The organism is Nocardioides abyssi (assembly GCF_030412915.1).
GTDB classification, from domain to species: Bacteria; Actinomycetota; Actinomycetes; order Propionibacteriales; family Nocardioidaceae; genus Nocardioides; species Nocardioides abyssi.
This window is the reverse complement of record NZ_JAUHJR010000115.1, coordinates 1-289: the sequence shown is the minus strand read 5'-3', so window position 1 is coordinate 289 and position 289 is coordinate 1. Positions and strand designations below refer to the sequence as shown.

Sequence of the window (289 nt, the reverse complement as noted above, 5' to 3'; positions counted from 1 at the left end):
GTCGCGGGTGGCGGCGCTGGTGATCCGGTCGCGCACCTGCAGCAGGCTGGCGCCCACCACCACGCTCTCCTGGCTCTCGGCGCCGCGCTCGACGGCCGCGACGCCGGTGAGCGCCCCGGCCAGGGCCTCGGCGGGTCGGACCTCGCGGACCAGCCGCCTGCGGGCCCGGCGGGCCACGGCGGGGTCGACGACGGTCCAGGCGCCCCGCAGCTTCATCACCGGCGACGCGGCCTCGGCGAGCTGGTCCATCTCCTCGGGGGTGAGCGGGTCGCCGTGCAGCGCCACCTGC

1 protein-coding gene is annotated in these 289 nt (G+C 78.9%); it reads right to left on the bottom strand.

The window, feature by feature from the left end:
* A partial coding sequence (locus tag QWY29_RS20140; protein WP_300963012.1) for an SNF2 helicase-associated domain-containing protein occupies positions 1 to 289 on the bottom strand: 289 nt, incomplete at both ends.